The sequence below is a fragment of the Paraburkholderia sp. PGU19 genome (assembly GCF_013426915.1).
In the GTDB taxonomy this organism is placed as follows: domain Bacteria; phylum Pseudomonadota; class Gammaproteobacteria; order Burkholderiales; family Burkholderiaceae; genus Paraburkholderia.
The window spans coordinates 906814-932799 of record NZ_AP023181.1 but is presented as its reverse complement, the minus strand read 5'-3'; the positions used below and the strand labels follow the sequence as shown (position 1 = coordinate 932799).

17 protein-coding genes and 1 pseudogene are annotated in these 25986 nt (G+C 64.6%); 14 read left to right on the top strand and 4 right to left on the bottom strand.

Features of this window, described 5'->3' with window-relative positions:
* Nucleotides 1-45 precede the first annotated feature (45 nt).
* Nucleotides 46-3390 (bottom strand): adenylate/guanylate cyclase domain-containing protein, encoded by a 3345-nt coding sequence (locus H1204_RS34070; RefSeq protein WP_243468953.1) that lies wholly within the window; start codon nucleotides 3388-3390, stop codon nucleotides 46-48.
* Nucleotides 3391-3720: 330 nt separating this feature from the next.
* On the opposite strand from H1204_RS34070, the gene H1204_RS34065 reads away from it, so the two are divergent.
* Together H1204_RS34065 and H1204_RS34060 are read left to right on the top strand one after the other, a co-directional pair.
* The gene (locus H1204_RS34065) at nucleotides 3721-7752 is read left to right on the top strand and encodes a response regulator (protein WP_243468952.1); all 4032 of its coding nucleotides are present in this window, start codon (nucleotides 3721-3723) and stop codon (nucleotides 7750-7752) included.
* Complete coding sequence (locus H1204_RS34060; protein ID WP_180734893.1) at nucleotides 7746-8699, top strand: diguanylate cyclase; 954 nt, start codon at nucleotides 7746-7748, stop codon at nucleotides 8697-8699. Before H1204_RS34065 ends, H1204_RS34060 begins: the two co-directional genes overlap by 7 nt.
* A 24-nt stretch (nucleotides 8700-8723) precedes the next feature.
* Here H1204_RS34060 and H1204_RS34055 read toward each other — a convergent pair whose 3' ends face one another.
* Nucleotides 8724-9605, bottom strand: a complete 882-nt coding sequence (locus tag H1204_RS34055; protein ID WP_180734892.1) for a LysR family transcriptional regulator — start codon at nucleotides 9603-9605, stop codon at nucleotides 8724-8726.
* Nucleotides 9606-9767: 162 nt separating this feature from the next.
* Here H1204_RS34055 and H1204_RS34050 point away from each other — a divergent pair, with 162 nt between their 5' ends.
* The 6 genes and pseudogenes from H1204_RS34050 to H1204_RS34025 all read left to right on the top strand — a co-directional run bounded on the left by H1204_RS34050 (nucleotide 9768) and on the right by H1204_RS34025 (nucleotide 16958).
* Complete coding sequence (locus H1204_RS34050; protein WP_180734891.1) at nucleotides 9768-10790, top strand: ABC transporter ATP-binding protein; 1023 nt, start codon at nucleotides 9768-9770, stop codon at nucleotides 10788-10790.
* Nucleotides 10787-11884 (top strand): oligopeptide/dipeptide ABC transporter ATP-binding protein, encoded by a 1098-nt coding sequence (locus H1204_RS34045; protein WP_180734890.1) that lies wholly within the window; start codon nucleotides 10787-10789, stop codon nucleotides 11882-11884. The genes H1204_RS34050 and H1204_RS34045 overlap by 4 nt, the downstream gene beginning before the upstream one ends.
* 44 nt (nucleotides 11885-11928) lie before the next feature.
* Nucleotides 11929-13425: an ABC transporter substrate-binding protein gene (locus H1204_RS34040; RefSeq protein WP_180734889.1), complete on the top strand. Its 1497-nt coding sequence runs from the start codon at nucleotides 11929-11931 to the stop codon at nucleotides 13423-13425.
* Nucleotides 13426-13430: 5 nt separating this feature from the next.
* Nucleotides 13431-14375, top strand: a complete 945-nt coding sequence (locus tag H1204_RS34035; RefSeq protein ID WP_009770856.1) for an ABC transporter permease — start codon at nucleotides 13431-13433, stop codon at nucleotides 14373-14375.
* A pseudogene (locus tag H1204_RS34030) lies at nucleotides 14375-15252 on the top strand (ABC transporter permease). Before H1204_RS34035 ends, H1204_RS34030 begins: the two are co-directional and overlap by 1 nt.
* Nucleotides 15253-15320: 68 nt before the next feature.
* On the top strand, nucleotides 15321-16958 hold the full coding sequence (locus tag H1204_RS34025) for a gamma-glutamyltransferase family protein (protein WP_180734888.1): 1638 nt from the start codon (nucleotides 15321-15323) through the stop codon (nucleotides 16956-16958).
* A gap of 75 nt (nucleotides 16959-17033) precedes the next feature.
* Here the strand turns inward: H1204_RS34025 and H1204_RS34020 are convergent, their stop codons facing one another.
* Nucleotides 17034-17954 (bottom strand): response regulator, encoded by a 921-nt coding sequence (locus H1204_RS34020; protein ID WP_180734887.1) that lies wholly within the window; start codon nucleotides 17952-17954, stop codon nucleotides 17034-17036.
* A gap of 214 nt (nucleotides 17955-18168) precedes the next feature.
* A complete protein-coding gene (locus H1204_RS34015) occupies nucleotides 18169-19056 on the bottom strand; it encodes a LysR family transcriptional regulator (RefSeq protein WP_180734886.1) in 888 nt (295 codons plus the stop codon).
* A 100-nt stretch (nucleotides 19057-19156) separates the two neighbouring features.
* On the opposite strand from H1204_RS34015, the gene H1204_RS34010 reads away from it, so the two are divergent.
* The 6 genes from H1204_RS34010 to H1204_RS33985 all read left to right on the top strand — a co-directional run bounded on the left by H1204_RS34010 (nucleotide 19157) and on the right by H1204_RS33985 (nucleotide 25923).
* Nucleotides 19157-20461, top strand: a complete 1305-nt coding sequence (locus H1204_RS34010) for a citrate:proton symporter (protein WP_180734885.1) — start codon at nucleotides 19157-19159, stop codon at nucleotides 20459-20461.
* A gap of 24 nt (nucleotides 20462-20485) precedes the next feature.
* Nucleotides 20486-21844 (top strand): acyclic terpene utilization AtuA family protein, encoded by a 1359-nt coding sequence (locus tag H1204_RS34005; RefSeq protein ID WP_180734884.1) that lies wholly within the window; start codon nucleotides 20486-20488, stop codon nucleotides 21842-21844.
* A 1-nt stretch (nucleotide 21845) separates the two neighbouring features.
* Nucleotides 21846-22157, top strand: a complete 312-nt coding sequence (locus H1204_RS34000) for a hypothetical protein (protein WP_180734883.1) — start codon at nucleotides 21846-21848, stop codon at nucleotides 22155-22157.
* A 240-nt stretch (nucleotides 22158-22397) separates the two neighbouring features.
* Nucleotides 22398-23414, top strand: coding sequence for a VTT domain-containing protein (locus H1204_RS33995; RefSeq protein WP_180734882.1), 1017 nt, complete (start codon nucleotides 22398-22400; stop codon nucleotides 23412-23414).
* A gap of 296 nt (nucleotides 23415-23710) precedes the next feature.
* A complete protein-coding gene (locus H1204_RS33990; protein WP_180734881.1) occupies nucleotides 23711-24628 on the top strand; it encodes a sterol desaturase family protein in 918 nt (305 codons plus the stop codon).
* 266 nt (nucleotides 24629-24894) lie between these two features.
* Nucleotides 24895-25923 carry an aldo/keto reductase gene (locus H1204_RS33985; RefSeq protein ID WP_180734880.1) on the top strand — a complete coding sequence of 343 codons (1029 nt, stop codon included), beginning with the start codon at nucleotides 24895-24897 and terminating at the stop codon, nucleotides 25921-25923.
* Nucleotides 25924-25986: the final 63 nt, after the last annotated feature.

Here is a 25986-nt window from a genome sequence, read left to right as displayed (position 1 = left end):
CACGCGCAACCAAAACCCTTTCAAGTGCGCAGCCGTTATCGCTCGTCACCGATCACGCTTCCGCGAAGTCTGGTTCACTGCCAGCGCCGCATCCACCGCGCGCCGCGCGCCATCGAACCCCGCCGCCGCCAGTGCCACGCGCACACCCTGAAGTTCCAGGAAAAAGCCTTCATCGGCTGAATCATCAAGCGCGGCAGCGAGCGCTCGACCGCGGGCCGCGAACAGTTGCGCCCACGGTAATGGCTCGGCCCGCGTGTACTGCTCCAGCGCCTCGACATAGCGCAGCGTACCTGCCGGATCGCGCATCGACAGCATGGCGTCGATCGCATCGCGGTAGAACCACAAATGATTGTGACCAACCGCGCCGCGCCGCAGCAGATCGGCCCCTTCGGCAAGCAGACGCGTCCGTTCGACGTCATCGTCGACAGCGCGGCTCAGCGCGCTCAATGCCTTCGGCGCGCTGAACTGCATCCCGACCTCCTGGCACAGCGCCAACGACTCTCTCAAAACGCGCGCCGCCTCCTCGCGCTGACCGCTTTCGAGCAACACACGCGCTTGCATCTCGAGGTTCTGCGCCTCGAAGCGGCGCGCGCCGAGTTGCCGGATCAACCGCATCTCCTGTTCGAGATGAACCTGTGCCGCGCGCATGTCGCCCGTTTCGTAGCACGCGAACGCGCCCAGCGTTTCGCATAGCAACTGCGCGCGCGGCTGCCCAACAAGCGCCGCCTCTCGCGACGCAGCGATGGCATCGACACAGGCCTCGCGCGCCTCGTTCAGATAGATACGGCTAAAGCCTTGCATCGACCGGTTGGCCACTTCGATGCGGCCGAAACCATGTTCGCGGCTCAACGCGACGCAACGGCTGAAATGCTCGAATGCCGTGCGCATCCGGCCTTGCGCATAGGCGGCATCGGCGAGGCCGCCCAGCGCACGCGCCTCCGCTTCGGGCAAGCCGAGCCGCTGCGCGTAAGCGAGCCCGCGTTCGTGTTCGATCCGGCAGTCGTCAATCCGTCCGAGCGGGAACAGGATATTGCCGCGCAGATGATGCAGGCGCGCAAGTTCGCTCACGCTGTCTTCGCGTTCCGCTATCTGCTGCGCGGCGTCGAGCAACGCGAGTGCTTCGCTCAAGCCCTCGCTGACCCGCAAGCCTTCCGCGAGTCCAAGTTGCGCGACACAACGGCTGGCATCATCGGGTGCTGCATCGACAGCGGAGCGATACGTGGCAATCGACGCCGGAATGTCCCCCAGATCGCACTGCAACTCGCCCTTGAAGCACGTCAGCGCATGCGTGTCGCGCGGCGACTGCGCGATCCGAAGCCCGCGTTCGATCAGATGCAGCGCGGACTCCGTGAAATGCGCGGTCCGCTGCGCGTGCGCTGCATCGAGGCAGGCCTGCGGCGCGCGCTCGTCTTCAGCGCGATCCAGATGCTGTGCGCGCAGCACGGCGTCGCTGTCTGCGAACCAGTCGGCGGCGCGACGATGCAACTCGCGCCGCCGCGCCCGCAGCAGCGTCGAGTACGCGCTTTCCTGAATCAGCGCGTGCGCAAACAGAAAATCATCGCCCTCGGGCAGCACGAGTGCATTGGCGACCAACGTGCCGCAGTCGTAGTCCGGCTCGTCGATCAGCCGTCTGAGCAGCGCGAGCCCGAAGCGCTGCCCGATCACCGATGCCGCCTGGAAGGCCACGCGGTCGCGCGCTTCGAGCCGGTCCATGCGCGCGAGCACGAGACTCTGGATCGACGCCGGCACGGCATCGCCGCTGCCTTCTTCGGCGTTGTGCAGAAGCTGTTCGAGGAATAGCGGATTGCCGTCCGCGCGTTCGATGCAAGCGAGCGCCACGCGCTGCGTCGCGTCGATGAAATTGCCCGCGAGCGTCAGCGCTTCGTCGCGGCGCAGCGGACCGAGATCGATCGTCGCGAGCGGCGTGTCGCGCATCCGGGCGCGCCGCGCGGCATCGAGCGGATCGCCTTCGATGCGCGAGGTCATCACCAGCAGTCCCGTGCCGCCTCCGATACCAGACGCGAACGCAGACAGATAGCCCAACACCTCGGCATCCGCCCAATGCAGGTCTTCGACGACAATCATGCTCGCGCCGCGCCGGCATGCGTCAGCCGTCAGCGCCGCGACGACTGCCTGCTTGCCGCGCTTGCGCGCGCCGTGATCCATCGCGTCGTAGAGCGTGCGCCATTCGCCCGATTGCGGCAGGTCGAGCAGATCGTCGAGAAAGACGCATTGCTCGGGCTGGATGATGCCATTGCCGACAAGGCGCGCGGCCACGGCCTTACGCTCTTCGATATCCGCCGCGGGCGACAGGCCCAGCAGGCTGTCTATGATCGCGCGCACCGGGTCTTGCCCCTTGCCGACGCCGAAGTCGAGCACGAGGCCCCGATGCACGGCGAAGCGATGCGTGTGAGCAAACACGCGCATCTCATCGACGAGCCGCGTCTTGCCGATGCCCGCATCGCCGCGCACATAGACGACGTGTCCCGCTCGCTGTTCGATGCACGCGCGCACGATGCCACGAAATTGTTCCAGTTCTGCCTTGCGCCCGACGAACCGGCTGCGGCTCGCACGCGCGGGTTCGCGCACGACGCAGGAGAGGCGCCACGCGCGCGCGGGCACGTCGATGCCCTTGAAGTGCATCTCGCCGATCGGCTCGCAGATCGCGCTGTCGCCGAGCGCGCGCCGCACGCCGTCGGACAATAACGTCTGTCGCGCGCCCGCCGCCGAGACCAGCCGCGCGGCAAGATTCACCGCATCGCCGTGTACCGTGTAGTCCTGCGCATCGGCACGGCTGACTGCGCCCGCCACCACCTCGCCGCTTGCGATGCCGATATGCGCCTGCAAGCTCCGCGCGCTTTTCGCGCTCAGCTGGTCGAGCGCGTCGTGAATGTCGAGCGCGGCGCGGGCCGCGCGCAGCGGATCGGTTTCGTGCGCCCGCGGCGCGCCGAAGAGCGCCATCACGGCATCGCCTATGTGCTTGTCGATGGTGCCGCCATACGCGAGCACGATGCCGTCGACCAGCCCGGTGAAGCGGCCGATCAGTTCGCGCAGTTCTTCGGGATCGAGTGTTTGCGAGAGCGCGGTGAAGCCGCACAGGTCGGCGAAGAGCACGGTGACCTGCCTGCGCTCTTCCACTGGCGGGCTGATTGCGGGCGCGACAGGTTTATCGAGGGCAGGCTGGGCCACCGGCGGCGCATCGGCTCCCGAAGCCGGCAGCTGCGCAATCGCCGCCAGCAGCCGCTTGCGATGCCCGAGCGAGCGAACGCCGAGTTCCTTCAGATCCGCGTCAGTGAGCCCGGACAGCATCGCCGCGTCGATGTCGTTGTCGGCAAAGGCCTGTGTGTATTGCTCGAGCCCAAGTCCGCCCAGCCACAGTTCGATATCCATCGTCATCGCCGGAATGTGTTTCCCGTTGCGCGCTTAAAAGATAGAACGGCACTCGCCTTGTCTAGTGTAGGTGTTGCGCGCATCAGGGCCGCAATTGCGCGTTTCACCTTACGATTGGTATCGGAATGACCCACTCCGCCCGTCTTAAAGAACTTCAGACCATTGTCGTTAACCGGAAAGTCAAGGTAGTCTCGAGATCAGGCACCAAGGCACTGTCCTTGCGTGCGTAGCCGTCGTTTCGCGCGCTTTCGGCGATTGCTACGCCAATACAGGCAAGAATTGCCGGTAGGCCACCTTTAAATGATGCGGTAAGCATGTCGGAGACTTCGCTTGGCCAGTCGTGTTTTCAGTCGTATCCCGCTTCCCATCCGGGTGACGTTGTTCCTCGTCGTCGTCTGCGCGCTGCTGATCGGCAGTGACGTATGGCGCAGCGTCACGTCGCGTCAGGACCAGATGGAGGAAATGTCCGTCGCGACCGCGAACCTCGCGCGCGCCATGGCGCAGCACGCCGACGACACCATTAAGCAGGCCGACACCACGCTGGTGGGCGTCGTGGAGCGCGTCGAGCATGACGGCGTCAGCACGGCCGCGCTCGACCGGCTGCATCGGCTGTTCGTGCAGCGCGTGACGGAGTTGCCGCAACTCAACGGCCTGTATCTCTACGACCGCGACGGCAACTGGCTCGCGAACTCGCAGCCCACGCTCGTCAAGACCTTCAACAACGCCGACCGCGAATATTTTGCCTATCACCGTACGCATGCCGACCGTGGCCCGCACATCGGCATGCCCGTGAAAAGCCGTGCGACGGGGAAATGGATCATCCCCGTATCGCGCCGCATCGACGGCCCGGACGGACAGTTCGCCGGCGTCGCGCTCGCGACCATCGACATCGAGTTCTTCACGCGCTTCTACGACAGCCTCGATATCGGCCGATACGGCGCGGTCGCGCTCGCTGCGGACAACGGCATCATGATCGTGCGCCGTCCATTCGAGACGCGCTTCATCGCCAAGAACATCGCCGATACGATGCTATTCAAGGTGCACCAGAAATCGGGCGAAGCGGGCCGCTTCGTGTCGAAATCGGCGCAGGACGGCGTGACGCGCCTGAACAGCGTGCGCAATCTGAGCCAGTACCCGCTCTTCGTCGCCGCGGCGCTCGCGCAGGAGGAGATCCTTGCGCCGTGGTGGTCGGATACGTTATGGCATGCGGCGGGCACGACCGTGCTCGTGCTGATGCTCGCTGTGTTCGGCTGGCGGCTGGTGCGCAACGCGAACGCGCGCACGCGCATCGAGCGCAAGTTGGCCGCGAGTCTCGAAACGACGCGCGCGATTCTCGACACCGCCGTCAATCCCATCCTCACGCTCGACCGCTCGGGCGTGATCCTGACGCTCAACCCGGCGGGCCAGAAGGCGTTCGGTTACGCGGAGCGCGAGATCGCCGGCAAGGATGTGCGCGTGCTCGTGTCGGGCACGGTCAACGAACTGTTCACCCGCTATGCGTCGCAGTTCGCCGAGAACGTCGAAAAGGACCCACGCGAGATCGCCAGCGAATGCGAGCTGGCCGGCTTGCGCAAGGACGGCAGCGAGTTCCCCATCCATGTGTCAACGGGGACGATGGTGACGGGCGGCGAGCGCCGTTTCGTCTGCGTGATCACGGATATGTCCGAGCAGATTCGCGAGCGCGCCGAGTTGTCGGAAGCGCGCGACCAGTTGCTGCTGGCCGCCGATATCGCCGAGCTTGGTATCTGGTCATGGGAGTTTGCAACCGACGCGCTGCGCTGGAACACGCGCATGTTCGAGATTTTCGGCTACACGTCGACACCCGCCGAAGGATTGCGTTTCGAGCACTGGCTGTCGCGCGTGTACGAACCGGACCGCGCGCCTGCCGTCGAAAAACTGGAAGCCGCGTTTGCCGGCGAAATCACGGCGAAGCACATCCATCTGCCGCTCTACCGGATCGTGCTGCCCGACGGCGAAATTCGCCATATCCAGACCACCTTCACCGTCCAGCGCGACGTATCGGGCAAACCGGTCGGCATGACGGGCGTGAATCACGACGTCACCGAGCCGCGCAATATCGAGCTTCGGCTGCGCGACGCGAAGCAGCAGGCCGACGCGGCGAATGAAGCGAAGTCGGCGTTCCTCGCGAACATGAGCCACGAAATCCGCACGCCGTTGAACGCGGTGCTGGGCATGCTCGATCTCGTGCAATCCACAGGACTCAACGAGCGGCAGGGCGGCTACGTCGTAAAAGCCGAGACGGCGGCGAAGTCGCTGCTCGGCTTGCTCAACGACATTCTCGACTACTCGAAGATCGAAGCCGGCAAGCTCCAGCTCGACACGCATACGTTCGAAATCGAGCCGCTGATGCAGGACCTCGGCGTTGTGCTGTCGGGCAACCAGTACGACAAGGAAGTCGAAGTCCTGTTCGATATCAGCCCGGATTTGCCGCCTGTCGTGATCGGCGACAGCTTGCGGCTGCAACAGGTGCTCGTGAATCTCGCGGGCAATGCGCTCAAGTTTACGATCAAAGGGCAGGTAGTCGTCAGCTTCACGCTGCTGTCCCGGCTCGATAACGGCGTGCGCGTGCGGATCTCGGTGACGGACAGCGGCATCGGCATCAGCGAGACGCAGCTCACGCAGATTTTCGAAGGCTTCAGCCAGGCCGAAGTGTCGACCACGCGCCGTTTCGGCGGCACCGGGCTTGGCCTTGCGATCAGCCAGCGGCTCGTCGAACTGATGGGCGGCAAGCTCGAAGTGGCGAGCGAACTCGGCAAGGGCAGCCGCTTCTGGTTCGACATCAATCTCGGTGTCAGCGATGTCGTGCCCGTGGACCACTTCGATCTTTATCAACCGCGCGACCGGCGCTTGCGCGTGCTCGTCGCCGACGACAACGGTATCGCCCGCGAAGTGTTGTCGCGCACGGCGCGCGCGCTCGGCTGGGAAGCGGACGTGGTGCCGGGCGGCATTTCAGCCGTCAAGCTGACGAGCGCCGCCGAGCGCGAGAACGAAGGCTACGACGTGATCCTGCTCGATTGGCGCATGCCCGATCTCGACGGCCTGGCAGCGGCGCGGCGGATCGATGAAGCGCGCGCGGGCCGCAGCACGCCCGCTATCGTGATGATCACCGCGTACGGTCAGGAAGTGCTCGCCGCCGCGCAGGAATCCGACGACATGCCGTTCGATGCCTTCGTCACGAAGCCCGTCACGCCGAAGCAGCTTGCGCAGACCGTGCAGCGCGTGCTGACGGGCCAGAAGGCGACCCACACGAAACGGACCGCGGCGCACGTGCCCGCTGGCGCCGGGCGGCTGGCGGGCCTCAGGTTGCTGGTCGTCGAAGACAATCCGCTGAACCGCGAAGTGGCCGAAGGCTTGTTGAGCCGCGAGGGCGCGCAGGTGGCGCTCGCCGAAAGCGGGCTCGAAGGCGTGGAGAAGGTGCTGACGGGCACGCGCGTGTTCGACGCGGTGCTGATGGACATGCAGATGCCGGATGTCGATGGTCTCGAAGCGACGCGGCTGATTCGCACGCACGAGCGCTTCGCGTCGCTGCCGATCATCGCGATGACGGCGAACGCGACCCGCGCGGACCGCGACGCGTGTCTCGCGGCGGGCATGAACGACCACGTCGGCAAGCCGATCGACGTCGCGCAACTGGTCAACGCGCTGTTGTCACATACGCTGGCCCATACGCGAGCAAGTGCGCCGCTGGCGTCGACGGCGAACTCAAGCACCGGCGATGAACCTGCCGCGAACGAATTGCTCGAACGAAAGGAATCGATCGTCGGGCGTTTTGGCGGCAGTGAAGACCTGATCCGCAAGGCGCTCGGCGTGTTCGTGAGCGAAATGGAGCGGCATCTCGACGACTTGCGCGACGAAGCGGAGCAGGGCGGCACGGGACGCAGCGCGGCGCTGCTGCATGCGATCAAAGGCAGCGCGGGAACGATGGGCGCCAAGGCGCTCGCCGATGCCGCGGCGGCGCTCGAACATCGCGTGATCGAGGCGCACGACGCGGACGGGGGCGAAGCAGCGGCATCCGTCGCACACGTTGATGTGGACCGCCTCGAACGTCTGCTGCTCGATAGCGTTGCGCGGTTGCGTGTCGTGTTCGGCAGCAGGCAAAGCGCGCATGCGGCGGGCGCCGCCCAGCTGCAGACGGACGAATATCGCGAGCGGCTTGGACGCCTGCTCGAACGGCTGGAGTCGTCCAATCTGGAAGCGCTCGATCTCGCGGAAACGCTCGCGCCGCATGTGCCGTCAGCGTTGCAGCCGCGCTTCGACCGGCTGCTCGCCGAGATCGAAGCGCTCGACTTCGTCACGGCTGCCGCAAGCACGCGTGAGATGCTGGATAACCTGACATGCTAGAACACATCCCCGGAGACTGGGCTCACACGTTCTCGCGGCGTCCGAAGGTGCTCATCGCGGACGATCAGCCCGTGAACGTTCGCGCGCTGCATGCGCTCTTCAAGGACGATTGCGACGTGTTCATGGCGACCAGCGGCGCGCAGACCATCGAGCTGTGCCGCAAGGTAATGCCCGACCTGATCCTGCTCGACGTCGTGATGGACGGCATGGACGGCCATGAAGTGTGCCGCCGCCTGAAGGCCGATCCGCTGACGCACACGATTCCCATCATCTTCGTCACCGCGCAGACCGACGAAGCCAACGAAGAGTTCGGCCTGTCGCTAGGTGCCGTCGACTTCATCACGAAGCCGGTCAAGCCGGCCATCGTGCGTGCGCGGGTGCGCGCGCATCTGTCGTTGAAAATGCAGGGCGACGTGCTGCGCTCGATCGCGCTCGTCGACGGACTGACGGGCGTCGGCAACCGGCGCAAGTTCGAAGAGGATTTCGACGCGAGCTGGCGGCATTGCCTGCGCGAATCGGCGCCGCTGTCGCTGGTGATGGTCGACGTCGATTACTTCAAGCGCTACAACGACCGTTACGGGCATCAGGCGGGCGATCGCTGCCTGCAAACCGTAGCGAAACGGATAACGGAAACGCTGCGCCGCCCTTACGACACAGTGGGCCGTTATGGTGGCGAGGAATTCGCCTGCCTGTTGCCGAACACGCCGCTCGAAGCGGCGACACGTATCGCGATGCACATGGAAGAGGGCGTGCGCGCGCTCAAGCTCGAGCATCTCGATTCGGGTTGCGCGGAAACGGTCACGATCTCGGCGGGCGTCGCGACGCTGCTCCCGACTGCCGACTCGCAGCCCGCCGAGCTGATCGATGCCGCCGACCGCCAGCTTTACGAAGCGAAGCACGCGGGACGCGGCCGCGTCGCTTCGCCGATGCGGATGATGGAAGGTTAGGCGTTTTTGTCCTTTCGCCGAGTGTCACGCCCTGTCGCGCGGCATCGCTTGCAATGTATCGACGATCTCGCGCATCAGTGCCTTGCGGTCATCCGACGCGCGCTGCACCATGCCGACCGTGCGCAGCGTCGGCGGGCTTGAAATGGGGATCACGCGTAGCAGCGGGTCGTTCAGCCAGTTGCCGCGTATCAGCAGCGGCAGCACCGCGACGCCGACCTTCTCACGCACCAGCGCGACGATCGTTTCGATCGAATTGAGTTCGAGATACTCGTTGACCATCAAGCCCGCTTTTTCCAACGCCTGCTCGACAACCTGGCCGGTGCGCACGCGCCGGTCGAAACGCAGAAAGCCTTGGCTGCGCAGGATGCGCTGCGGATCGTTGTCGGCGACGTCGCGGCTTACTATCAGCATCATCGGCTCCGTATAAAGCGTGGTCCACTTCAGCGTGTCAGGCAGCGATTCGTCCGCGCGCGCGACCACGGCAGCGACATCTACTTCGCCCACTTCCACCATGTTCGCCAGTTCATCCGAGCGTGCCGACAGCAGGCGCACGTCGAGCCGAGGATGGGCTGCCTTTAGCCTCGCCACGGCCAGCGACAACGCCCCGATCACCGACACGACTGCGCCGATCGTGACAGGCCCTTCCATGGCATCAGCCGGCTTGCCCTCCAGTTCGGCCAGCAGATCGAGAATCTGCTCGACCTTTGGCCAGATCGACTGGCCGTGCTGCGTCAACGTAATCTGCCGCCCCCTACGATCGAACAGTTGCCGCCCCAACGCCTCTTCGAGCCCGCGCATCTGCAGGCTGACGGCGGCCTGCGTCAGCGCGACTTTATCGGCGGCGGCCGAGAACGAGCCGGTGCGGGCAACGGCCTTGAAGGTCTTCAACATGCGAAGCGTCGGCATGGGCGGTTCCGGATCGGGGATTCACGGTCGATCGTTCGATCGACTCATGAGAAAAACTTAAGTATGGAAAAGAAAGTTTAATATTTTTTGTGCGATGGCCGCCAGTATGATCGTTCGATGACGATTTGAAAGGACGAGCGACACAATGCGGAGTATCCAGGCATGACCGCTGCTGAACGCCGGCCGGTTCTCGATGTACGCGGCTTCTCGCTGAAGTTTTCGAACGCGCCCGATGTGCCGAATGTCGTCGATAACGTCTCTTTTCCCGTCCATGCAGGCGAGACACTGTGCATGGTCGGCGAGTCGGGCTGCGGCAAGAGCGTCACGTCGCTGGCGCTGATGGGTTTGCTCGCGAGTCCGCCCGCACGGCGCGTCGCGGGCTCCGCGCTGTTCGAAGGCATGGATCTGTTCGCGCTGTCCGAGCGGGAGCTGGCCGACATTCGCGGCAACCGGATGTCGATGATTTTCCAGGAGCCGATGACCTCGCTCAATCCCGCCTATACGATCGGCGAGCAGATTGGCGAGAGCATCCGGCGGCATCGCGGCGTCAGCCGCGCAGAGGCGCGCGAAGAAGCGCTGAAGATGCTGCGCCTCGTCCATATTCCCGCACCCGAAACGCGGCTCGACACTTTCCCGCATCAACTGTCGGGCGGCATGCGCCAACGCGTGATGATCGCGATGGCGCTCGCGAACCGCCCGCGTCTTCTGATCGCCGACGAGCCGACCACCGCGCTCGACGTGACCATCCAGGCGCAGGTGCTGTCGCTCGTGCGCACGCTTCAGGCGGAGACGGGCACAGCGATGCTGCTGATCACGCACGATCTCGGCGTGGTCGCCGAAGTCGCGGATCACGTCGCAGTGATGTACGCGGGCCGGATCGTCGAATACGGCACGGTCGCCGATCTGTTCGACGACCCTCAGCATCCGTACACGATCGGGCTGATGGGCGCGATTCCGTCGGTCGGAAAGCGCGAAGGGTCGCTGGCGACGATTCGCGGCTCAGTGCCGTCGCCCGAGCAGATGCCGCGCGGCTGCCGCTTCGCGCCGCGCTGCCCGTTCGCGGAGCAGCGCTGCATCGACGCCGCGCCGCCCGACCGGACGCTGTCGGGCGAGCATCGCGTCGCATGCTGGCTCGCGCCTGTCGAACAGCTCGTCAAGCCGGTTCAGCAGAAGGAGCTGACATGACGAGCCTGATGCACATCGCGACACCCATCCTCGAAGCGAGCGCGCTGACCAAACGCTTCGGCGGCGAGCGCCAGATGTTCGCGCGCACGCCGACTGTGCATGCCGTCAACGACGTGTCGTTCGCCGTGCAAACGGGCGAGACGTTTGCGATCGTCGGCGAATCGGGCTGCGGCAAGTCGACGCTCGGCCGTCTGCTGCTGCGACTGATCGATGCGACGCAAGGCCGCGTGCTCTATCAGGGCGAAGACATCACGCACTGGCAAGGCGCGAAGCTGCGCCGCTTGCGCCGCGAGATGCAGATCATTTTTCAGGACCCGTTCGCGTCATTGAATCCCGGCATGACCGTCGGGCAGATCATCGGCGAGCCGGTGGCGTTTCATGGTCTCGCGCGCAATGCGTCGGAGCGCCGCGAGCGCGTTGCGCAACTGTTGACCAAAGTCGGCCTGCAACCCGCGTATGCGGAGCGCTATCCGCATGAGTTTTCGGGCGGGCAGCGGCAGCGCATCGGCATTGCGCGCGCGCTGGCGGGCGAGCCGAAGCTGATCGTCGGCGACGAGCCGGTGTCGGCGCTCGATGTATCCGTGCAGGCGCAGGTCATCAATCTGCTCGAATCGTTGAAGGCGGAACTCGGTCTCACGCTCGTCATGGTCGCGCATGATCTCGCCGTGATCCGCCATATGAGCGATCGCGTCGCGGTGATGTACCTCGGCGAAATCGTCGAGCTGGCGCAGGTCGACGAGCTGTTCGACGCGCCGCTCCATCCGTACACGCAGGCGCTGTTGCGCGCCATTCCCGCCAGCAGTCCGCACGAGCGCCGCACGAAGCCCGCCTTGCAAGGCGATCTGCCGAGCCCGACTGCGCCGCCGCCGGGCTGCCGTTTTCATACGCGCTGTCCGCATGCGAAGCCGCGCTGCTCGCAGGAGCGACCGCTGGCCGAAACGCTGCCGGGCGGGCGGCAGGTCGCCTGCCATTTCTGGCGCGACGTGCAGAACGCGGGTGGCGGCGCGCCGCTCGCCGCGAGCGTCAGCACGAAGCTGAACGAGCGCCTTGCGATCTACCGCGAAAAGCAGGCGGCGCTGACGGCGAACACATAGCACACCCTCTGATGGCAACCCGAACTGCAACAAGGACATAACGCATGCGAAGAATGTTGATTGCCGCCGCGCTCGCAATGGGCGCCTCCGCCGCGATGGCCCAGAGCACCATCCGCATTGGCTTGCAGGACGACATCGGCTCGCTCGATCCCGCCCGCAGCGTGCAGTTCGTCGACCGCATCGTGTTTGCGTCGCTGTGCAATTCGCTCGTCGATGTGTCGCCCGACCTGAAGATCGTGCCGATGCTCGCCACCTCGTGGACGACGAGCCCCGACGGCAAGAGCTTGACCTTCAAGCTGCGCCAGGGCGTGAAGTTCCAGAACGACGAGCCGTTCAACGCGGCCGCCGTGAAGGCGAATCTCGACCGCTATCGCAGTCTGTCGACCAGTAATCGCAAGAGCGAGCTGTCATCCGTCGATCACGTCGATGTGGTCGACGACAGCACCGTGAAGATCGTATTGAAGCAGCCGGACGCCGCACTGCTCGCCACGTTGTCCGACCGCGCCGGCATGATGCTCGCGCCGAAGACACTCGCCGATGCCGCTGGCGTCGGCTCGCATCCTGTGTGCTCGGGTCCGTACAAGTTCGTGCAGCGCGTGCAGAACGATCGCGTGGTGCTGGAGAAATTCGCGGGCTACTGGGACGCGGACAAGTACCCGATCCAGCGCGTCGTGTTCCAGCCGATCCCCGACAGCACCGTGCGTCTCGCGAACCTTCGCTCCGGCTCGCTCGATATGCTCGAACGTCTGGCACCTTCCGATGTCGCATCCGTGAAGGGCGACGCGAACGTGCAGTTCAAGCCGGTGACGGGCCTCGGCTTCTACTACGTGACGTTCAACATCAACAACGGGCCGCGCGGCAACAATCCGCTGAAGGACAAGCGCGTGCGCCAGGCGTTCGAGCTGTCGATCGATCGCGATGCCATCGACCAGGTGATTGGCGCGGGCATCTTCTCTCCCGCCAACCAGGGCATTCCGAAGTCGAGTCCGTACTACAACACATCGCTGCCGACCACGAAGCGCGACGTCGCGAAAGCAAAGGCGTTGCTGAAAGCGGCAGGTCAAGAGCATCCGACTGTCGAGTTCGCGTATCCGAACAACACGGTCGCAAGCCAGATCACGCAGATGCTGCAAGCGATGCTGAGCGAATCGGGCATCACGCTGAAGCTGCGTCCGAGCGATTACGCAACGGAACTGAACGCCGGGCATAGCGGCGATTTCGAGGCGATGTACACGGGCTGGTCGGGCCGCGTCGACCCGGACGGGAATCTGCACCAGTTCAACACCTGCGCGGGCAACCTGAACTACGCGCACTACTGCAACCAGCAGGTCGATACGCTGCTCGACAACGCGCGCACGCGGCTCACCCCGGCCGAGCGCAAGACCGACTACGACGCCGCCGGCAAGATCCTCGCCGACGACGACCCGATCGTCTATCTGTACGCGCAACCGTGGCCGTTCGTGCTGTCGAAGAAAGTGCAGGGCTTCACGCCTTCCGCCGACGGTCTGGTGCGCCTGCGCGGCGTGTCGGTGAAGGGCTGAGCGTCATGCTGAGGATCATCGCGAATCGCATGCTGGTGGCCGTGCCGACGCTGATCCTGGTGTCGGTGCTGATCTTTGGCCTGCAGAAGCTGCTGCCAGGCGACCCGGTGCTGGCGATGGCGGGCGAAGATCAGGACGCGCAGGTCATCGCGACGCTGCGCGTCAAGTATCACCTCGATCAGCCGGTGCCGACGCAGTACGCGCTGTGGGTGCGCGACGTCGCGCACGGCGATCTCGGTTCGTCGCTGCGCACGGACGTGCCCGTGCGCTCGCTGATCGCGCAGAAGCTGCCCGTCACGCTACAGCTTGCAGTGATGGCGATGATTCTTGCTATCGGCATCGGCATACCGGCCGGCGTGATTTCGGCGGCGAGCCGTGGCGGGCCGCTCGATTACGCGGCGAACATCTTCGCGCTGTCCGGCATGTCGATACCGAACTTCTGGCTTGGCATCATGCTGATCTTCATTGTGTCGGTGCGCTGGCATCTGTTGCCGTCGTCGGGCTATGTATCGCCGGGCGAAGACTTCTGGCTCAGCATCAAGACCATGCTGATGCCCGCGTTCGTGCTGGGCGCGGCGCTCGGCGCGCAGTTGATGCGCCACACGCGCAGCGCGATGCTCGGCGTATTGCGCACCGACTATATCCGCACTGCGCGTGCGAAAGGTCTGCTGCGCGGCGCGGTGGTGGTCAAGCATGCGTTCCGAAATGCGTTGATCCCCATCGTCACCGTGCTCGCGCTGCTGTTCGGCGAACTGCTCGCGGGCGCCGTGCTGACCGAGCAGGTGTTCACGATTCCCGGCTTCGGCAAGCTGGTCGTCGATGCTGTGTTCAATCGCGATTACCCCGTCGTGCAAGGCGTCGTGCTCGTCACGGCGCTGGCGTTCATCGTCGTGAATTTGTGCGCCGACGTGCTCTACATCTTGCTCAATCCCCGACTGAGGCGCAGCTGATGGCTACTTCAATCGATGCACGTTCCGCTGCGGCCACGCTGCCGCGCCGCAAGCGCCGTGGCCTCGTACGCTTCATGCGTAATAAGGCGGCTGTGTTCGGCGCAATCCTCGTCGCGCTGATCGTCGTGATGGCCGTGTTCGCGCCGTGGCTCACGCAGTACGACCCGGTGCAGGCGAGCTTCATGACCGTGCGCCAGGCGCCTTCGGCGGCGCACTGGTTCGGCACCGACGAACTTGGCCGCGACGTATTGAGCCGCCTGCTGTACGGCGCGCGCGCGTCGCTGCTGGCGGGCGTAGTATCGGTCGGTATAGCGGTCGTGCTGGGCGTGCCGCTCGGCTTGCTCGCGGGCTACTTCGGCAAGCTCGTCGACGGCGTGATCTCGCGTATCGCCGACGCGCTGCTGTCCATTCCGTTCCTGATTCTCGCGATTGCGTTGAGCGCGTTTCTCGGGCCGAGCCTGACGAACGCGATGGCCGCGATCGGCATTTCGGCGATGCCGCGTTTCATCCGCCTGACGCGCGGCCAGGCGATCAGCGTGAAAGCGGAAGAGTACGTGGAAGGCGCGCGTGCGATCGGTCTCGATCACGCGCGCATCATTCTGCGTTACATTCTGCCGAACGTGCTGCCGCCCATCATCGTGCAGGCGAGCCTCACGGTGGCGAGCGCGATCATCGCCGAAGCGAGCCTGTCATTCCTCGGGCTCGGACAATTGCCGCCCGCGCCGTCGTGGGATCGATGCTCAACACCGCGAAGGACTTCGTGAGCCAGGCGCCGTGGATGTCGATCTTTCCCGGCATCGCGATCTTCCTGGCCGTGCTCGGCTTCAACCTGCTCGGCGACGGTCTGCGCGACGCGCTCGATCCGCGCGAGTCCTGATTCTTTACATGGTGCCGTTGCTTGCCAACGGCCCATCGTCGAACCAGCAACACCCTAAGAGTGACAACATGACAAGCTTCAACTGGCAGAACCCGTATCCCACGCTGCGCATGCCCGTGTTCGCGCGCAACATAGTCTCGACTTCGCAGCCGCTTGCCGCGCAGGCCGGCCTGCGCATGCTGTGGAAAGGCGGCAATGCCGTCGATGCCGCAATCGCGGCGGCTGCGGCGATCACCGTCGTCGAGCCGGTATCGAACGGTCTGGGCAGCGATGCATTCGCGCTCGTCTGGGACGGCAAAAAGCTGCATGGGCTGAACGCGTCGGGCGTCGCGCCTGCCGCGTGGAATGTCGATTACTTCAAGCGCAAATACGGCGAGAACAACGGTATCGCGACGCAGCCCGTGCGTGGCTGGGACACGGTGACGGTGCCGGGCGCGATCGCGGGCTGGGAAGCGCTGCACAAGAAGTTCGGCTCGCTGCCGTTCGCGGACCTGATGGAGCCCGCCATTGAAATCGCCGAACGCGGCCACGCAGTGGCGAGCGTCGTCGCGCGCAAGTGGGCGGCCGCCGTGCCCGAACTGAAGAACCAGCCGGGTTTCGCCGATGCGTTCATGCCGCACGGCCGCGCGCCCGAAGTCAGCGAACTGATCCGCATGCCGGGCCACGCGAAGACCCTGCGCCTGCTCGCCGAAAAAGGCCCGCGCGCCTACTACGAAGGCGAAATCGCCGAGCGCATCGCGGCATTCGCGCGCGAACACGGCGGCGCGATGACGTTCGACGATCTGAGCAACTATCAGCCGGAGTGGGTCGAGCCGATCGGCAAGGATTATCGCGGCTACACGGTGCACGAGATTCCGCCGAACGGGCAGGGCATCGCCGCGTTGATCGCGCTCGGCATTCTCGAACAGTTCGACGTGGCGTCGATGAAGCTCGACGGCATCGAATCGCAGCACCTGCAGATCGAAGCGATGAAGCTCGCCTTCGCGGACGTCTACCGTTATGTCGCCGATCCGCGTTCGATGGAAGTGACGCCCGAGCAGATGCTCGACGACGCCTACCTGAAATCGCGCGCGAAGCTGATCGACCCGAAGCGTGCGACGCAGTTCGACTTCGGCATGCCGAAGACGGGCGGCACGATCTATATGTCGGCGGCGGACGAGCGCGGCATGATGGTCAGCTTCATCCAGTCGAACTACATGGGTTTCGGTTCGGGTTGCGTCGTGCCTGGCATGGGCATTTCGCTGCAAAACCGTGGCTGCGGCTTTTCGATGGACCCGAAGTCGCCGAACGTGGTCGAAGGCGGCAAGCGCCCGTTCCACACGATCATCCCGGCGTTCCTCACGCAGCAGGTGAACGGCCAGCAGGAAGCGGTGATGAGCTTCGGCGTGATGGGCGGCGACATGCAGCCGCAAGGCCATCTGCAGACCGTCGTGCGGATGCTCGACTACGGCCAGCAGCCGCAGGCCGCGTGCGACGCGCCGCGCTGGAAGGTCAACCGCGACTTCTCGATCGATATCGAGCACACGCTCGATCCGCGCACCGCGCGCGAACTGGAAGGCCTCGGCCACACGATCAAGTCGATCGACGATCCGTATATGGATTTCGGCTCCGGCCAGTTCATCTGGAAGCTCGACCGCAACGAGCCGGATCGTGGCTATGTCGCTGCGAGCGACAGCCGGCGCGACGGACTCGCGGCGGGGTTCTAAGCGAGCGAGCGCTCGCGGCGCGGCAAGACGCGCATACAAGGCGGCGAAAGCCCACAAGCGCTTTCGCCGCCTTGTTCAATCAGGCACCGTCCCTTCGCCGTCCTTGCGTTCAACGCGCCGTGCGGCTTTCTCCACGGCGAGCCAGTATTCGCGCATCGCGCCGATCCGTCTCTGGTCCGCGTGCACCGATGCCATCGCCTGCTTCACGCGCGCCTTGAGCACGGTGGGTTGCGCGCGATTCAGCACGCTGTCGGCGAGGCCATTCAGCAGCGCGCGTTCATAGTCGGCGTGGTCACTGGCCGCGCCGTCCGTCATCAACAGCACGGGCACGCCTTCGAGCCTCGGCTCCTTCTTCAACGCCGCGCATAGCTGCAAGCCGCTCGTGTCCGGCAACGCGGCGTCCACGAGGATCACGGTCGGCAGGCTGTGCAGCGCGCGTTCGAGACCTTGCGCGCCCGTCGTCGCCAACGTGCAGCGGCCCAGATCGTGCAGCAGGTCCTGCAGACGGTTCAACCGGCCGGGATCGCTGTCGACGACCAGAATGTTGTCGGGCAATGCGCCGAGCGTGGGCGGCAGGAACAGACCGGCGCGAAAGCTTTCCGACTGGTTCAGGATCTTGAGCCGCCTGCGCAACTGCGTCTCGACGCGCGCGCGCAACTGGGTTGCGTTCAGCGGCTTTGTCACGTAATCGGCTGCGCCGAGCCGGAACGCATCGATTTCGAGCGCGGGCGCGTCGTGGCTCGTGACGAAGATCACCGGGATTTTCGCGAGTTCGCTGTCGGCCTTCAGGATTTCGCAGAAGTCGAAGCCCGTCATGCCGGGCATGCTCGCGTCGAGCAGAATCAGGTCGGGCGTGGATTGCCGCGCAAGCAACAAGCCCATTTCGCCCGACAGCGCAAAGCGCCGTTCTCCGTAATCAGAAAGCATATCGCTCATGATGCGCACGGTCGCGACGTCGTCGTCGACGATCAGGAGCTTGAACTTGTACGCTGCCATGTGGTGCGTCACGCCTCGGAATGAATGCCGAACGCGGCGTTGATCGACGCCGCTTGCGATGCAGGGTACTACCGCTTGCCGACCTCAAGATTAGGCGGAGATGCATAAAACGGGCAATAGCGATTACCCGGTAGGGTTGCGATGACACAATGCGTCCAATCGACTCACACGTCATCTGACGCGCGCATGTCAAGTGTTCGGATTTTTCTGGCGATCACTTCATGCGTTTCGCGATCAGTGTCACGAAGTCTTCGGCGACGCGGGGCAAGGTGCGGCCGCGCTTCTTGATCAACGCGATGGGCCGCACGAACGAAGGATCGTCGATGGGTCTTGCGATCAGATCGCGTTCGGCCAGCACCTCGCGGGCCGTCGCGGGCAGGATAGTCACGCCAAGGCCGCCGCGCACCATCGCGACGGCCGTCATCATGTAGGTCGGCTCGCAGGCGATGTCGGGCGCGCAGCCGGCCTGCTCGAGCGCCGCATCGACGACGCTGCGAACGCTCGTGCCTTGCGCCGTCAGCACGAGCGGCGATGCGGCGACGTCGCCGAACGACACGCGGCGCTTGCGGGCCAGCGCATGGTCTTTCGGGCACACCACCACGAGCCGGTCAGCGCCTTCGACCAGCACTTCGAGCGCTGCGTCGAAGGTATCGCCGCCCGTCAGGCCGATATCGGCCTCTTCATTGCGCACGAGCGCATTCACCGTGCTCGCGACGACGTCGCGAATCTGGAACTGCGCCTGCGGCACACGCTTTCTGAACATCTGGATCAGATCGGGCAGCGCGCTCGCCGCGAACGTCGGCAGACACGCGAGGCGCACCGTGCCGCTCGATCCCTCGCCGAGCGCGCGGGCGTCGCGCAGCACGCGCTCCATGTCGTCGAGCGAGCGCTGCAGAAGCGGCAGCAACTCGCGGCCCGTCTGCGTGAGCGCCACGGTGCGGCTATTGCGGTCGAACAGCCGCGCGCCGACGGTCTCTTCGAGCCGCCGTATCTGCACGGTGAGCGCCGGCTGCGACAGATGCAACCGGGCGGCGGCGCGCGTGAAATTGCCCGCGTGAGCGACCGTGACGAATGCGCGGATGTCGCGGAGATTCAGATCCATAACGGTTTGTGATTGCTGCGATCAAATCATTTCAATTGTGTTATTGCTGCGCTGAACTTACGCTCGAAGTCATTAAAAGACAAGACTTGGAGACACGCACATGCTGCCTTTACTGGGGCTCGTCACTATCGCCGTATTGCTCGGCGCCATTCTCTCGAAGCGCATGTCGCCGCTCGTCGCGCTGATCATCGTGCCCATTGCGGCGTCGCTGATCGGCGGCTTCGGGCTGCAGACCAGCAAGTTCGTCGTCGACGGGTTGAAGAGCCTGGCGCCCGTGGTCGGCATGTTCGTGTTCGCGATCCTGTACTTCGGCACGATCACGGACGCGGGCACGCTCGATCCCATCATCGACCGGATTCTGCGGGCCGTCGGCACGCGGCCGACGCGCATCGTGATGGGCACCACGCTGCTGGCGCTGCTTATCCATCTGGACGGCTCGGGCGCCGTCTGCTTTCTCGTCACGATTCCGGCGATGCTGCCGCTCTACGAGCGCCTGCAGATGGACAAGCGTGTGCTGGCGGCGGCCGTGTCGCTGGCGGCGGGCATCAACTTCCTGCCGTGGACTGGGCCGATGATCCGCGCGTCCGCGTCGCTGCATCTGCCCGTCTCGGCGCTGTTCAATCCATTGATTCCCGTGCAGGCGATCGGCCTCGTGTTCGTGTTCGGCACGGCGTACTGGCTGGGGCGGCGCGAAGAGAAACGGCTCGGTGTGTCGGGCGCGGCTGGCGCGATTCCGATGCCGCAACGCGAGCTGACGCCCGAGGAACAGGCGCTGCGCCGCCCGCAGAACTTCTGGTTCAACATCGTGCTGACGGTGATCGTGCTCGGCACGATGGTCGTGATGGGCGAGAAGATTCCGCCCGCGATCATGTTCATGGTCGGCCTGTGCATCGCGCTGATGGTCAACTATCCGAACGTCGACATGCAGCGCAAGCGTATCGACGCCCACGCACGCGCCGCGCTGATGATGGCGGGCATTTTGCTCGCGGCCGGCGTGTTCACGGGGGTCATGCAGGGCAGCGGCATGCTGAAAGCGATGGCGCAGGCGGCCGTCGGCTTCGTGCCGCCCGGCATGGCGGGTCACATTCCCGTCGTGCTCGGCCTGCTTTCGATGCCGCTCAGCATGCTGTTCGACCCCGATTCGTTCTATTTCGGCGTGCTGCCCGTGATCGCCGAAGTGGCGGGGCAACTCGGTGTGCCGTCCGTGCACGTCGGCCAGGCGGCGCTGCTCGGCCAGATGACGACGGGCTTTCCCGTCAGTCCGTTGACGCCTGCGACGTTTCTCGTGGTCGGACTGTGCGGGATCGAACTCGCCGAGCATCAGAAGTTCACGTTCCCGCTGCTGTTTGGCGCGTCGATCGTGATGACGATTGCGTGCGTCGTGCTCGGTATTTTTTCGTTGTGAGTTTTGGCAGAGGATGGTGCGGCAATGACAGCAAATCAGCACGAACGACGCGTCAGGCTCGGAGCCGGCGCAGGTTACTCGGGCGACCGTATCGAGCCCGCCGTCGAACTGGCGGAGCACGGGCAACTCGACTTTCTCGTGTTCGAGTGCCTGGCTGAGCGGACCATCGCGATCGCGCAGCAGGCGAAACGCAAAGACCCGCAACTCGGCTACGATCCGCTGCTCGAAGCGCGCATGCGCGCCGTGCTGCCCGTCGCCGCGCGTAACGGCGTGCGGATCATCTCGAACATGGGCGCGGCCAATCCGCATGCGGCTGCGCGCAAGACGGCGCAGATCGCGCAATCGCTCGGGCTGGGCGGACTGAAGATCGCGGCCGTGAGCGGCGACGATGTGCTCGACGTCGTGCTGCAAGGCCAGTTCCGCTTCGAGGAATCGGGCGATGACGTCGCGGCGTATCGCGAGCGCATCGTGTCGGCAAATGCCTATCTGGGCGCGGCGCCCATCGTCGCCGCGCTCGATGCGGGCGCCGATCTCGTGCTGACGGGCCGCGTCGCCGATCCGTCCTTGTTCACCGCGCCGCTGATCCACGCGTTCGGCTGGCGCATGAATGACTGGACGACGCTCGGCCAGGCGACTGTTGTCGGGCATCTGCTCGAATGCGCGGGGCAGATCACGGGCGGCTATTTCGCCGATCCCGGATACAAGGACGTGCCGAATCTTGCGCGGCTCGGTTTCCCCATCGGCGAAGTCACGGCGGACGGCGCGGTCACGATTACGAAAGTGCCGCACGCGGGCGGCCGCGTCAGCGCGGCGACCTGCAAAGAGCAACTGATCTACGAGATTCACGACCCGGCTCGCTATCTGCAACCGGATGTAGTCGCCGACTTCACGCAAGTCGAAGTCGCAGAAGGCGCGGTGGACCGCGTGCGCGTGACGGGCGGCAAGGGCACGGCGCGCACGGACACGCTGAAGGTGTCGGTGGCTTATGCGGACGGCTATATCGGCGAAGGGCAGATTTCGTACGGCGGGCCGGGCGCCGTCGCGCGCGCACGGCTCGCGCTCGACATCGTGCGAGAACGGCTCGCGCTGACGGGCGTGGCCGCGAGCGAACTGCGCTTCGATCTGATCGGCGTCGATTCGCTTTACGGCGAGACAGCCGCCGACCAACGCGGCGAGCCCTACGAAGTGCGCGTGCGCGTCGCCGGACGCACGGCCACGGCGCAGGAAGCGCTACGCATCGGCAACGAAGTCGAAACGCTTTATACGAACGGACCGGCGGGCGGAGGCGGCGTCACGAAATCGACGCGCGAGGTGCTCGCGGTGCAATCCGTGCTGTTGCCGCGCGACGATGTGAAGCCGGCATTTGCTTTCGTGGAGGCTTGACATGCAATTACGCGAACTCGCGCACTCGCGCACGGGCGACAAGGGCAATACGCTGAATGTGTCGGTAATCTGTCACGACGCGCGTCACTACGAGCATTTGCGCGCCCATCTGAGCGCCGCGCACGTGAAGGCGTGGCTGGCCGATTTCGTGCACGGCGAAGTGACGCGCCATGAATTGCCGCGTCTCGCGGCGTTCAATTTCGTGCTGCGCGATGCGCTCGGCGGCGGCGTCACGCGCTCGCTGGCGCTCGATGCGCACGGCAAGTCGGTCAGTTCCGCGCTGCTCGGCATGACGGTGCCCGACCCGGACTGACACGGGAGCGGCAAGCGGTTTCACGGAAATGACCGTGAAATCCGTTACTTTTTGCATGGAAGAACAGGCGGCGCGTTGTACGGCAGGAACACGTTCTCGCGCAATCCCGTCTAGAATCGCCGGGCGTCGCTTGCTGGCCGGCTTCGATTTCGGCTTCGGCATCGGCGGCGCGCAATACCGATTCGATGGACGCCGTTCAGCCAGAACGCCGCCCGCTCCATGCTTTAAAGGACCGCTGTCGTGTGGCATTTCCCCACCGCTATCCCCGCTTCGCTCGGCCCGTGGGCCGTGTTCCTCAGCGTGCTGGTCACGCAACTCGGCGTGCCCGTGCCGGCCGCGCCGATGCTGATGCTCGCCGGGACCATGGCGGCGATGGGGCAGGTGTCGTACGCAGCCGTGTTCTGCGCGGCCGTCGGCGCGACGCTGCTCGCCGATTCGCTGTGGTTCTTCGTCGGGCGCGTGCGCGGCCGGCGGCTGCTGAACGGGCTCGTGCGTTTTTCGCTGTCGCTCGATACGACGCTGCGCACGGCGCGCGGCGTCTTCGAGCGGCATGGCGCGCCGATTCTCACGCTCGCCAAGTTCCTGCCCGGCCTCGGCCTGATTTCCGCGCCGCTGCTCGGCACGACGGCGATTGCGACCAGCGTGTTTCTGTTCTGGGATGCCGTCGGCGCGTCGCTGTGGACGGGCGCGTATCTGCTCGGCGGCGCGGCGCTGCATGACGAGATCGTGCAGGCGATGCTGCTGGTGCGGCACAACGGCGGCACGATCTTCGACGCATTTGCTGCCATCTGCGTGACGGTGTTGCTGTACCGCTGGGTGCGGCGTGTGCAATTCCGGCGCTTGCTCGCGAAGACGCGCATCAGCCCCGACCAGCTCGACACGATGATGCGCTCGGACGCGCCACCGCTGATCTTCGATGCAAGACCGCGTAGCGTGCGCGAACAAGAGGCTTACCGGATCGCGGGCGCCTATCCGCTCGATCTCGACTCGCCGGACAAGCTCGACGCCGTGCTGCTCGCGCATCCCATCGTCGTGTATTGCGTCTGTCCGAGCGAGGCGACGGCGCGGCGCATCATCGCGCAGTTGCATCGCAAGGGTATTCGGCATGCGCATGCGTTGAAGGGCGGTCTGGATGCGTGGGAGAAACGCGGCTATCCCGTCGAGCCGTTGCCTGCTGATTTCTACGCGTCGCTCGATCGGCTCGCGGTCTCGGTACCGGAAGGCGAATACACGGTGCGCGCGACGATGGCGGGCTGAGGCTTCGGCGAATCGTTGTTGTTGCAGCGATTCGCCTTTGAGTGGCACGACCGTTCGCAAGACGTTCGCACGACGTAGGCGGTGCATTTTTTTGCCCTTCCGCGGCCATTTTCCGCGCTTCGCAAAAACCCCCGAAAGCGCCGTCCCATAAGGCGCCGGGCACCGTGACATAGGGTGAAATAACTTCCGCATAGCCTGTAACGACGGCCATCACTACAGTGCGCATATCGGATGCGATGCACTGATCCAAACCCACCGCAGACGATACCTCCCGCCACAACCGTTATGGCATCGTCATGGAACACTTCGGAAAACTCCCTCTTTACGCTTCGGCCGTCATCGTATTCGTGTCGTTGATCGAAGCAGTCGTGCTCAGCAGAAAAAACCGCAGCACCGCGACCCCGTTCGCATGGTACGAAGTCTGGATTTCGCTGTTCGACCTGGTCGGACGCAAGCTGCTCGCGCTGTTGCCGCTCTCGCTCGCGACGCCGGTTTTCGCCCTCGCGTGGGACCATCGCCTCTTCACTGTGTCGATCAATAGCGCGGTGATGGTGTTCGCGCTCTTCATCGGACAGGAGTTCTGCTACTACTGGTATCACCGCGCGTCGCACCGTATGCGCTTCTTCTGGGCCACGCATGCCGTGCATCACTCGCCGAACCAGTTGACGCTTTCCACGGCCTATCGGCTCGGTGTGACAGGCAAGCTGACGGGCTCGGCCATCTTCTTCACGCCGCTCGTGTTCCTCGGCGTGCGCCCTGAAGTCGTGCTGCTGACGCTCTACATGAACCTGATGTATCAGTTCTGGCTGCATACGACGTGGGTGCCGAAGCTGGGCTGGCTCGAGTATGTGTTCAACACGCCGTCCGCGCACCGTGTGCATCACGCTTCGAACGTCGAGTACCTCGATGCGAACTACGGCGGCGTGCTGATCATCTTCGATCGTCTGTTCGGCACCTATGTCGAAGAGCGCGCTGAGGAACCCTGCCGCTACGGTCTCGTCACGCCGACCACGTCGCGCAATCCGTTCGTCGTCGAGTTCGAGCACTGGGCCACGCTGATTCGCGACGTCGTGACGGCGAAGAGCGTGTGGATCGCGATCAATCACGTGATCCAGCCGCCGGGCTGGCTGCCCGATGGCGGCGGCGAAACGACGGAAGAGCTGCGTCGCAAGAGCAAGCCGGTGCGTAGCGAGGTCGAGACCGTCAACGGTTGAGGCAGTCGTGAGAAGCGGGGCGCGCAGTGAGATGCGCGCCCCGTTTGTTTTTTTGTGATTCGGGTCAGGCGCCGCGCTTGCTCATCTCTTTCGCATGCATGTATTCATTCTGAATATCCGCATGGTTCTTCTTTCAATTGAATGACGTCGGCCAATGCGCCTGCACGCTATGAGCCAATGGAGTAGTCTATCGACCTGATCCTTGCGCTTGCATCGAAGCTTGCGAGCGGTCCGCATCATTCAACCGGTTCATCAATGAGGCCAACATGGAATATCGTCACCTGGGCGCGTCTGGATTCAAGGTTCCCGTACTCAGCTTCGGCACGGGCACCTTCGGCGGCAAAGGCGAATTCTTTCAGGCGTGGGGCGCGACGGATGTCGCCGAAGCACGCAAGCTCATCGATGTCTGTCTCGACGCCGGCGTCACGATGTTCGACACCGCCGACATCTATTCGAACGGCGCATCGGAATCGATTCTCGGCGAGGCATTGAAAGGGCGCCGCGACAAGACCATCATCTCGACGAAGGCCACGTTTCGCTTCGATGAAAACGATCCGAATGCCGTCGGCTCGTCGCGTTTCCACCTGATCCAGGCGGTCGATGCGGCGCTCAAGCGTCTGCAAACCGACTATATCGATCTATTCCAGTTGCATGGCTTCGACGCGAAGACGCCCGTGGAGGAAACGCTCTCCACATTGAACGACCTCGTGCGCGCGGGCAAGATCCGCTACACGGGCGTGTCGAATTTCTCCGGGTGGCATCTGCAGAAGTCGCTCGATGTCGCGGACCGTTACGGTTATCCGCGCTACGTGGCGAACCAGACCTATTACTCGCTGATCGGACGCGACTACGAATGGGAACTGATGCCGCTTGGCATCGACCAGGGCGTGGGCGCCGTCGTATGGAGTCCGCTGGGCTGGGGCCGTCTGACGGGCAAGATCCGTCGCGGCCAGCCGCTGCCGGACCAGAGCCGCTTGCACAAGACAGCCGACATGGGTCCGCCCGTGCCCGACGAGTATCTGTATCGCGTCGTCGATGCACTGGACGCGATCGCCGAAGAGACGGGCAAGACGATTCCGCAGATCGCATTGAACTGGCTGCTGCAACGGCCCACTGTTTCGACAGTGCTGATCGGCGCGCGCAACGAAGAGCAATTGCGTCAGAACCTCGGCGCGGTGGGCTGGAATCTCACGCAAGAGCAGGTCGCGAAGCTCGATGAAGCGAGCAAGGTCCGGCCCGCGTACCCGTACTGGCATCAGGAAGGATTCGCGGAACGCAATCCGTTCCCCGTATGAGTTGAGTTGCATCGTAGGGCCGGCGCATCTTCGGGTTCGAAACGGAACGCGGCGCCGGCTTGT

Excerpts from the sequence above, each read along its gene's own strand:
- H1204_RS34070 (WP_243468953.1), bottom strand. The coding sequence starts at position 3,390 with ATGGATATCGAACTGTGGCTGGGCGGACTTGGGCTCGAGCAATACACA.
- H1204_RS34060 (WP_180734893.1), top strand. The coding sequence starts at position 7,746 with ATGCTAGAACACATCCCCGGAGACTGGGCTCACACGTTCTCGCGGCGT.
- H1204_RS34055 (WP_180734892.1), bottom strand. The coding sequence starts at position 9,605 with ATGCCGACGCTTCGCATGTTGAAGACCTTCAAGGCCGTTGCCCGCACC.
- H1204_RS34050 (WP_180734891.1), top strand. The coding sequence starts at position 9,768 with ATGACCGCTGCTGAACGCCGGCCGGTTCTCGATGTACGCGGCTTCTCG.
- H1204_RS34045 (WP_180734890.1), top strand. The coding sequence starts at position 10,787 with ATGACGAGCCTGATGCACATCGCGACACCCATCCTCGAAGCGAGCGCG.
- H1204_RS34040 (WP_180734889.1), top strand. The coding sequence starts at position 11,929 with ATGCGAAGAATGTTGATTGCCGCCGCGCTCGCAATGGGCGCCTCCGCC.
- H1204_RS34035 (WP_009770856.1), top strand. The coding sequence starts at position 13,431 with ATGCTGAGGATCATCGCGAATCGCATGCTGGTGGCCGTGCCGACGCTG.
- H1204_RS34025 (WP_180734888.1), top strand. The coding sequence starts at position 15,321 with ATGACAAGCTTCAACTGGCAGAACCCGTATCCCACGCTGCGCATGCCC.
- H1204_RS34020 (WP_180734887.1), bottom strand. The coding sequence starts at position 17,954 with ATGGCAGCGTACAAGTTCAAGCTCCTGATCGTCGACGACGACGTCGCG.
- H1204_RS34015 (WP_180734886.1), bottom strand. The coding sequence starts at position 19,056 with ATGGATCTGAATCTCCGCGACATCCGCGCATTCGTCACGGTCGCTCAC.
- H1204_RS34010 (WP_180734885.1), top strand. The coding sequence starts at position 19,157 with ATGCTGCCTTTACTGGGGCTCGTCACTATCGCCGTATTGCTCGGCGCC.
- H1204_RS34005 (WP_180734884.1), top strand. The coding sequence starts at position 20,486 with ATGACAGCAAATCAGCACGAACGACGCGTCAGGCTCGGAGCCGGCGCA.
- H1204_RS34000 (WP_180734883.1), top strand. The coding sequence starts at position 21,846 with ATGCAATTACGCGAACTCGCGCACTCGCGCACGGGCGACAAGGGCAAT.
- H1204_RS33990 (WP_180734881.1), top strand. The coding sequence starts at position 23,711 with ATGGAACACTTCGGAAAACTCCCTCTTTACGCTTCGGCCGTCATCGTA.
- H1204_RS33985 (WP_180734880.1), top strand. The coding sequence starts at position 24,895 with ATGGAATATCGTCACCTGGGCGCGTCTGGATTCAAGGTTCCCGTACTC.